Origin of the sequence: Limosilactobacillus reuteri subsp. porcinus (assembly GCF_036621895.1) — a bacterium.
In the GTDB taxonomy this organism is placed as follows: Bacteria; Bacillota; Bacilli; order Lactobacillales; family Lactobacillaceae; genus Limosilactobacillus; species Limosilactobacillus reuteri_J.
On the sequence record NZ_LN887497.1, the window covers coordinates 1 to 9,422 of the forward strand.

Genomic DNA, 9,422 nt, shown 5'->3' on the forward strand with positions numbered 1-9,422 from the left:
TCTTGTTCATCGGTGCAGTACTTTGCCTTAGACTTCCTTCAGATTCCACCTCACAGTGGACACCCTTGTCCTCAGCTCATGGTTCCGACTACTACGGCCCATAGCGGACTCTCACCGCCTAGCTAATACCCATGCCGGGCGCACATGCAAAGGAGGCTGGGAGAAAACAAAAGTTTTCTCCCAGCCTCCATTACTTTTATGAACAATAGTAACGTGGAACTAACTTCGCGTCGCCACAAGGCTCGAGTCTAAGTACAAACGATAATCAGCCCGTGCCGTGCTAATCATCGCCCTAGCTTAGCCAACCGCCTTGTCGAGAAGGCTATTTCCACTCTCTATTTTTAATCTTGCTTTTTAAAACCAGTCGGATAGCGCTGATTTAATTCCTCAATATTTGCTTTGGCAACCTCTTCAAATGGAATATCGGCCCATTCTGCAATTTGAGATAAATACCATAAGACATCACCCATTTCGTGGATTAGTTCCTTACGATCTAATTTTCGACTACGAAAAGTATAGTTTTTTACTAAATCAACGACTTGTCCTGACTCACCAGCTAATCCTAATGCACAATTTGTTAAAACTTGTTCATTCCCATATAAGGTTCGTTTTGCTGCATTTTGGTATTCATTAAAATCCAACTTAGTTCTTCCCCATTCGCTCTTCAATCCACTGCCAAACATCATCTTTACCCTTTTTCTCTGTAGCTGAAAATAGAATAATCGGTATTGAACTCTCAACATCAAGGGTCTTTTTGATAAGGCTCAGTTGGCGATTCCATGCACTTCGTTTTACCTTATCAATCTTTGTCCCTACGATTAATGTTGGAATATTATAATATTGTAACCAATTATACATATTTACATCATCAGGGGTGGGTTCATGCCGTGCATCAACTAATTGAATAACTCCGCGTAATTGTTCACGTTGGGTTAAGTATTGTTCGATCATTTTTCCAAATCGTTCTCGCTCTTTTTTCGAGACTTTGGCATACCCATATCCTGGAACATCGACAAAATATACCTTATCCTCAACGTCATAGAAATTTAACGTCTGGGTTTTACCTGGCTGACTAGACGTATGAGCAAAATTGCGCCGGTTGATTAAGACATTTGTCAACGATGACTTCCCAACATTTGAACGACCAACTAAAGCAATTTCTGGAATATTTGTTTTAGGATATTGTTCATCACTTACGGCACTGATTGTTAAATCTACATTGTAAACTTCCATTTGCTTACCTCATTTCATTAAGAAGCTTTTTCATTCTTTAAAACGTAACGAGGTTCTGTATGTTGCGTTACACATCGTTTATCAATAATTACCTTTTCTACATCTTTACGACTTGGCAAGTCAAACATTACATCCCGCATTACATCTTCAATAATCGAACGGAGACCACGAGCACCTGTATTTCGCTTGATTGCTAGTTGTGCCATTGCTCGTAATGCACCATCAGTAAAGGTCAACTTACTTCCATCAAGGCGAATTAACTCTTGATATTGCTTAACTAATGCATTCTTTGGCTCAGTAAGGATTCGAACAAGGTCATCTTCATCAAGTTTTTCAAGAGCAGTCATCACTGGTAATCGTCCAATAAATTCTGGAATCAAGCCAAACTTAAGAAGGTCTTCTGGGATAACATGTTGCAAAATATTTTTATCCGTAACCTCTTCAGCTTCTCGTGAGTCTGTTCCAAATCCAATTGTCTTATCACCGAGTCGTTCCTTAACAATTGTTTCGATTCCATCAAAGGCTCCCCCAACAATAAAGAGGATATTCTTTGTATCAACTTGGATAAATTCTTGCTGTGGATGCTTACGTCCTCCCTGAGGTGGTACATTAGCAATTGTTCCTTCAAGAATCTTTAAAAGAGCTTGTTGAACCCCTTCTCCAGAAACATCACGCGTAATTGATACATTTTCACTCTTCTTTGCGATTTTATCAATTTCATCAATGTAAATGATTCCTTTTTCAGCACGTTCTACATCAAAGTCAGCAGCCTGAAGTAATTTAAGGATAATATTTTCAACGTCTTCACCAACGTATCCAGCTTCAGTTAAAGTTGTAGCATCTGCAATTGCAAACGGAACATTTAGAATTCGCGCAAGTGATTGGGCAAGATAGGTTTTCCCAGAACCAGTTGGACCAATTACGGCAATGTTGCTCTTTTGAAGTTCTGTATCATTATTATCGCCACTCATCATTGCATTAACCCGCTTATAGTGGTTATAAACAGCAACTGCTAATGTTTTTTTAGCATCACCTTGACCGATTACATAGTCATCCAGTTCGTTAACAATCTCTCCTGGAGTTGGCACACGGAAAGCTTTTTTAGCTTCATCTTCTGCTAGTTCCTGATCAATAATTTGTTTACAAAGGTCAACACATTCGTTACAAATATAGACGCCAGGACCAGCAACAATTTTTTTCACTTCATCTTGGGACTTTCCACAAAATGAACAGTGAACTGAATCCATACCAGTGGTATCTTCAAACATAAATGAACCTCCTCTAAGACTTATTAAAACATAATAACAAAATTACTGTTTAATTTCGACTAAATTACTCAGTAAATTATTTTCTACTTTATCTTACTAATATTTGATTAAAATAGCGAGGCTGGAAGAAAACTACTGTTTTCTTCCAGCCTCATTGATTAGTAATTATTTAACAAATTACTTGTCAGACTTTTCGTCATCCTTAACTTGCTTTGCTGAATCAGCAACTAAGTCAACAGCCTTACGGATCTTAATATCATGCATTAACATGTCTTTAGATAATGCCTTCTTAACAGCATCTTCTTCCATACCGTATTGCTTTGCAAGGTCAGAAATTTCTTTAGCAATTTCTTCATCAGTAGCATCTAAGTTAGCATCGTCAACAATTGCTTCTAAGACAAGGTTAGTCTTTACACGTTGAGCAGCATCATTAGCAAATTGCTTCTTCAAATCTTCTTCCTTTGTACCAGTAATTTGGAAGTACATTTGAGGACTGATACCTTGTTGTTGCATTCCTGCTAAGTATTGTTGCATTTGACGGTTAGTGTCATCATCCAACATTGCTTGTGGAATATCTTGGATTTCTGCATTAGCAACAGCCTTATTGATAGCAGCATCTTCAATAGCAGCCTTAGCTTGGTTATCCTTTTCTTCTTGAAGTTGCTTCTTAGTCTTTTCCTTTAATTCAGCTAAAGTATCAACATCTTCGTCAACATCCTTAGCGAAATCATCGTCAAGTTCTGGTAATTGCTTTTCCTTGATTTCGTGAATCTTAACCTTGAAAAGTGCATCCTTGCCAGCAAGATTCTTAGCGTGGTAATCTTCTGGGAAGGTAACATTTACATCAACATCTTCATCAGCGTTGTGACCGATTAATTGATCTTCAAAACCTGGAATAAATGAGCCTGAACCTAATTCTAGTGAGTAGTTTTCAGCTGAACCGCCATCAAATTCTTCACCGTCAACGCTACCCTTGTAATCAATAACGACAGTGTCGCCCTTTTCGGCTGGCTTATCTTCTTTTAATACAAGTTCAGCTTGTTGTTGACGCTTAGTTTCAAGTGCATCATCAACATCAGCATCAGTAACAGTGGTGTCTTGAGCAGGAACTTCCATACCCTTGTATTCACCTAATTTAACTTCTGGCATAACGTCAACTTCAGCAGTTAATACCCATGATTGACCCTTTTCCATGCTCTTAATATCAATCTTAGGTTGATCTACAGGTTGAATGTTAGTTTCCTTTACTGCTTCGTTATATGCATCAGGTAATACCTTGTTTAAGGCATCTTGATACAATGATTCTTCACCGTACATTTGGTTAAAGATTTGACGAGGGACACGACCCTTCCGGAAGCCCGGAACAGTGATCTTTTTACGAGTCTCAACGAAAGCTTCGTCAATTCCCTTGTTAATAGTGTCGACATCAATTTCAAATGTCAATGTACCTTTGCTGGCATCGCTATCGCGTTCCCATTTTGCTGACATTTTATTTCCTCCAATAACAAATCAATTTGACTAATTAATATTTATAACTAGTCTTTACATACTATATTAGTTTACCGTAGGAGACCAGTAATTGCAACTTATTGACGGCTGATCCCCAAGTTATTTTCAAATATTTTTATTAAAGAAAAAAGACTTGGGTTTCCCCAAGCCTTTCAGCACATCTGTACTCAAAAATTAGTCTAAGATGTCGGATACAACACCGGCACCAACAGTGTGTCCACCTTCACGAATAGTGAACTTAAGACCCTTTTCAAGAGCAACTGGTTTTTGTAAGTTAACAGTAAATGTAACGTTATCACCAGGCATAACCATTTCTACACCATCTGGTAATTCGATAGTACCAGTAACATCAGTTGTGTGGAAGTAGAATTGTGGACGGTAGTTTGAGAAGAATGGAGTGTGACGTCCCCCTTCTTCCTTAGTCATAACGTAAACTTCACCCTTGAAGTTTTTGTGAGTTTGGATTGAACCTGGTTCAGCCAAAACTTGACCACGTTGGATTTGGTCGTGTGAAATACCACGAAGAAGTACACCAACGTTATCACCGGCTTCACCAAGATCAAGAGTCTTGTGGAACATTTCCAAACCAGTAACAGTTGACTTAAGAACGTCTTCAGTTAAACCAACGATTTCAACTTCGTCACCGACCTTAACAGTACCACGGTCAATACGACCAGAAGCAACAGTACCACGACCAGTGATAGTAAATACGTCTTCGACAGGCATCATGAATGGCTTGTCAGTAGGACGCTTTGGAGTTGGGATGTAGTCATCAATAACATCCATTAAGTGAAGGATAACTTTTTCTTGTTCTGGGTCACCTTCAAGTGCCTTAAGAGCAGATCCACGAACAACTGGAACATCGTCACCAGGGAAATCGTATTCGCTAAGTAAGTCACGAACTTCCATTTCAACTAAGTCAACTAATTCATCATCGTCAACTAAGTCAGTCTTGTTCAAGAATACAACGATGTATTGAACACCAACCTGACGAGCAAGAAGAATGTGTTCACGAGTTTGTGGCATAGGACCATCAGTAGCAGCAACAACAAGGATAGCACCATCCATTTGTGCAGCACCAGTGATCATGTTCTTAACGTAGTCAGCGTGTCCAGGGGCATCGATGTGTGCGTAGTGACGCTTTTCAGTTTCGTATTCAACGTGGGCAGTGTTGATAGTGATACCACGTTCCTTTTCTTCTGGAGCAGCATCAATATCAGCGTAATCTTCTGCCTTTGCTAAACCTTTGGCTGCCAATACCTTTGTAATAGCAGCAGTTAAAGTAGTCTTCCCGTGGTCAACGTGGCCAATAGTACCAATGTTAACGTGGGGTTTTGTACGTTCATAATGTTCTTTTTCAGCCATTAATGAAAACCTCCTGATAATTTACAAGTATAATGCCAGATCATCTAATTTGATGACTGACATACCTTTATACATATTGTACAACTTCTTTTCGCCAATTGAAAGCTTTAATCTTAGGCTCTGAAGAAGAATTCTTAAATATAATATCAACTATCTGTTCATTTGTAAATGTATTTGACTAATGTTTTTCTATTAATTCGTCAATCTGCTTACCTAGTCGTTCCTGCCAGGTACTAGAAACTGTATTTGTTGCGACTTTCTTTCCTTCTATTCTAGCGATTAAAACATCTGTCCATTCATCAATATCTTTAATAATTTGATTAATTCGCGGATATAAGAACATTACCTGTAATTGAAATTCTTGAATTGCCATCTTTTCTGTCTGCGGGTTTTGATTTCCACACTTTTCTGTAATTAATCTCTTACCTTCACTAACGACTGGCAATAAATTTAAAGGCTGAATATCAGCTGGCACAACTGTATATTCTTTCTTATCTAGCCAATAAACAGTAACCGGATCTGCAACTTGTAACTTACTAAGCAGCTCAACCAAACTAGACTTTACCAGTGGATGAGTGTAGGGATCACGAAGCAGGAATTTAGCGCCTGTAATAAATTCATTTAAAGGAAGTTTAAAAGCCGCCTGCAGCCTACTTTGCTGCTCTTCAAGGGAGTAATCTCCTAAATGATAAAAGTCTCGCAAACGTGTTTGTAATGTCTCCTGGTACTCTTGACGAGATTTTTCCTCCCCCATTGTAACAATTGTCAGCAAATCTTCCTGCCATTGCGAAAGACTACTAATCACCTGTCTTGCTAAAACAAATAATTCATTTTGACACAAAATTTTAATGGCAATTTGAGCATCTGCCAAGCTATCAAACATTACTTCTAAATACTCAAACAAGTAAGTACAAGCCCTGGTATATTGTTGAGAATGATACAGAGCGATTATCGTCAATCGACCGATTTCTGAATCATCAACCTCGTTTATAAGATCTTCCAGAATATTACTAGCTTCTTGCCATTTTTCTTCAGCAATTAATTTTTGAGCCTGGAGATATTGATCTTGTTGGGTTTCATTCATTTTTATCACCCTTTTTTATTTCATTACTTTATACAATTGTTCATAAAAGCAGTTGAGGCTGGGAGAAAAACGAAAGTTTTCTCCCAGCCTCCCTTCACATTACTTATATTAAACAGCTACTTCTTTTCTTTTGCCATTCGTTTTTTACCACGACCACGATGATGTTCTTTCGTTGAACATGACTTCGCAGATTTCTCTTCTTTCTTCTCAACATTGTTTTTAATCTTCTTTTGATGTTGATTAATCTCCATAATAACTGGCAAAATAACTGGATGCCGTTTAGTTTGATCAAACAAGAATCGGTTTAATTTATCGCGAACATCTTGTTTCAAGTGACTCCAATCAAATTCCTTTTGATCTAGATTTTCTTGAACAATCTTTTCAACTAAGTCAGCACTCTGTTGCATTAGTTGACGGTTAGTCTTTACAAACACGAATCCTCGTGACGTAATTTGTGGTCGAGCAACGATCTTTTTCTTTTTCCGATCAATAGTTGCCACCACAACAAAAATCCCATCCTCTGATAGGACGCGCCGATCTCGTAAAACAATATTACCGATATCACCGACACCTGTTCCGTCAATCATAGTATTACTTACATCAATATGTTCTCCAACATGGAATTTACCATTTTTGTAAGTCAGAACATCACCCTTATTAACGAGGAAGATATTTTCTTTTGGAACTCCTACTTCTTCTGCTAATTCCGCATGACGATCTAACAGACGGTATTCACCTTGAATTGGAATGAAGAACTTGGGTTTCATGAAATTCAACATTAATTGTTCATCATTTTGGTTAGCATGTCCAGAAGGATTCAAATCATCAGAAATAAATTTAACCTCTGCTCCCGTACGATAAATCATATCTTTTGTCTTTTGTACCTCAGTCTCCTGCGCATAAGAAGGAGTAGTAGTAACAAAGACAAGATCGGTACTCGTTAATTGTAAATTAGGATTATCGCCGTTTGCAATTTGCTGTAATGACTTAATCGGTTCACCCATTTTACCAGTTTCTAAAATAACAACTTGGTTTGGTTCGAGTTTTTCTGCTTCCTTGCGACTAATAAATAAGTCATCTGGTAAGTGTAACTTTCCCAAAGACATTGCTGTATCAATAATTTGTTCAATGTCTTTTCCAGATAAAACAATCTTCCGGCCAACGGCTACAGCAGCATTGATAATCTGCTGTACACGCATAATATTTGAAGCTACACTAGCAACAATAATCCGACCGTTTTGATATTTAAAAGTTTCTTTAATATAGTCTCCAATATCTTGTTCACGAGCAGACGCACCCGTAATTCCGGCCCCAGCAGAATCACTTAAAAGTGCTAATACACCTTGTGATCCAATTTCCGCTAAACGAGCAAGGTCTGTTTGATAACCCTTTTTAGCTGTCTGATCGAATTTAAAATCACCAGTGTAAACAATATTTCCTGCTTTAGTTTCTAAAACAACCCCTAAAGTTTCAGGAATAGTATGGGTCGTCTGGAAGAATGAAACTGTAACATCATTAAAATCAATTGCTGTTGACGCATCAACAACATGAAAATCATTAAACTTCTTAACTTCCTTATGGTTTTTAACTGCCAGCTTTGCTAAGGCAATCGTCATCTCGCTTCCAAATACCGGAACATTAAAGTCCATCAAGAAATACGGGAGTGCTCCAATTGAATCTGCATGTCCGTGTGTTAAGAATACCCCAACTATCTTGTCCTTATGTTCACGAAGATATTCCCAGTCAGGAATGACAACATCAATTCCCATTAATTCATTCTCAGGATATTTTAACCCCGTATCCAAAATGAAAATTTGGTCTTCAATCTCAACGGCGTACATATTTTTACCATTTTCGCGTACACCACCAAAAGGAATAATTTTAATATTATTATCCATTGATTTGGCTCCTTTAATATTTAGTTTTGAACCCCTTATCGATTACAATATGTAGCGATAAGAATTTTATATCGTTCATTATAGTTATAAATATCTTACCACAATCAGTGAAAATAATGGAGTAAAAACAAAAAACACCTTGCCTCCAAGTAGAAGGCAAAGTGCTTTGATAATAAAATATTACCGACGTAAACCTAACTTTTGGATAAGTTCACGGTAAGCAGGTAAATCGGTCCGACGTAAGTAAGCTAATAAGTTACGACGGTGACCAATCTTCTTCATTAAACCACGTTGTGAATGGTAATCGTGCTTGTGTGTGCGAAGGTGATCGTTCAATTCGTTGATGTCAGCAGTTAAAACAGCAACTTGAACTTGAGTAGAACCAGTATCTCCTTCGTGAGTTGCGAATTCCTTAATAATTTGATCTTTACGTTCTTTTGAAATAGCCATGCTATTTTCCCACCTTTCAATATTAATGCGCCTAAGATCTAAGTATAACGTCGGTGAGGATCGTTAAACTGAGAAGAGGCAATTAATTACTTGTTTGAAGTAACCTATATAAATATACATAAAATTTACTAATATTGCAACTATTTCTATGAAATTTTGACTTGATCGTCGTTAGCTATTGCATTGCTCGCTAGTCTTTTGTATAATGACAAATGTTGAAAATTCTGGTCAACTGAAAATCGGGTAACGGAGGTGAAACTCATGCCAATTATCAAATCAGCAATTGAACGTGTTCGTACTAGTGAAAAAGCTGAAGCACGTAACGCTTCACAATTAAGCCAAATGCGGACTGCTATTAAGAAGTTCGATAAGGCAAAGCTTGCTGGCGCAGATAACCTTGACGACTTATACAAGGCTGCTATCTCAGCAATTGACCGTGCCCACTCTAAGGGCCTTATCAAGGCTAACAAGGCTGCACGTGACAAGTCACGTCTCTCAGCACGTTACGCTAAGTAATAAGGGGCTGGGAATTAACTATTAATTCTTGGTTCTCTAACAGTAAAATCCGGACTATGATTTTTGATCGATCAAAAATCGTAGTCCGGATTTTAAATT

Annotated in this window: 9 protein-coding genes; 1 reads left to right on the top strand and 8 read right to left on the bottom strand. The window is 37.9% G+C overall.

Translation table 11 applies throughout. The features are described from left to right. Positions 1-341 precede the first annotated feature (341 nt). The 8 genes from AACL61_RS09655 to rpsO form a co-directional block, all read right to left on the bottom strand. Positions 342-641: a nucleoside triphosphate pyrophosphohydrolase family protein gene (locus AACL61_RS09655; protein ID WP_003674350.1), complete on the bottom strand. Its 300-nt coding sequence runs from the start codon at positions 639-641 to the stop codon at positions 342-344. A 1-nt stretch (position 642) separates the two neighbouring features. Then, positions 643-1,233 carry a ribosome biogenesis GTP-binding protein YihA/YsxC gene (gene yihA, locus AACL61_RS09660; RefSeq protein WP_102816462.1) on the bottom strand — a complete coding sequence of 197 codons (591 nt, stop codon included), beginning with the start codon at positions 1,231-1,233 and terminating at the stop codon, positions 643-645. A 17-nt stretch (positions 1,234-1,250) separates the two neighbouring features. Next, the gene (gene clpX, locus AACL61_RS09665; RefSeq protein WP_102816463.1) at positions 1,251-2,501 is read right to left on the bottom strand and encodes an ATP-dependent Clp protease ATP-binding subunit ClpX; all 1,251 of its coding nucleotides are present in this window, start codon (positions 2,499-2,501) and stop codon (positions 1,251-1,253) included. 177 nt (positions 2,502-2,678) lie between these two features. Further along, positions 2,679-3,989 (bottom strand): trigger factor, encoded by a 1,311-nt coding sequence (tig, locus tag AACL61_RS09670; protein WP_102816464.1) that lies wholly within the window; start codon positions 3,987-3,989, stop codon positions 2,679-2,681. Positions 3,990-4,184: 195 nt separating this feature from the next. Beyond that, on the bottom strand, positions 4,185-5,375 hold the full coding sequence (gene tuf / locus AACL61_RS09675; RefSeq protein ID WP_003666836.1) for an elongation factor Tu: 1,191 nt from the start codon (positions 5,373-5,375) through the stop codon (positions 4,185-4,187). Positions 5,376-5,553: 178 nt separating this feature from the next. Then, positions 5,554-6,459 carry a hypothetical protein gene (locus AACL61_RS09680; protein WP_102816465.1) on the bottom strand — a complete coding sequence of 302 codons (906 nt, stop codon included), beginning with the start codon at positions 6,457-6,459 and terminating at the stop codon, positions 5,554-5,556. 116 nt (positions 6,460-6,575) lie between these two features. Beyond that, positions 6,576-8,357 carry a ribonuclease J gene (locus tag AACL61_RS09685; protein WP_102816466.1) on the bottom strand — a complete coding sequence of 594 codons (1,782 nt, stop codon included), beginning with the start codon at positions 8,355-8,357 and terminating at the stop codon, positions 6,576-6,578. A gap of 180 nt (positions 8,358-8,537) precedes the next feature. Beyond that, positions 8,538-8,807: a 30S ribosomal protein S15 gene (gene rpsO / locus AACL61_RS09690; RefSeq protein ID WP_003666833.1), complete on the bottom strand. Its 270-nt coding sequence runs from the start codon at positions 8,805-8,807 to the stop codon at positions 8,538-8,540. Between the two features lie 261 nt (positions 8,808-9,068). Here rpsO and rpsT point away from each other — a divergent pair, with 261 nt between their 5' ends. Then, on the top strand, positions 9,069-9,323 hold the full coding sequence (gene rpsT, locus AACL61_RS09695; RefSeq protein WP_003666832.1) for a 30S ribosomal protein S20: 255 nt from the start codon (positions 9,069-9,071) through the stop codon (positions 9,321-9,323). Positions 9,324-9,422 lie beyond the last annotated feature (99 nt).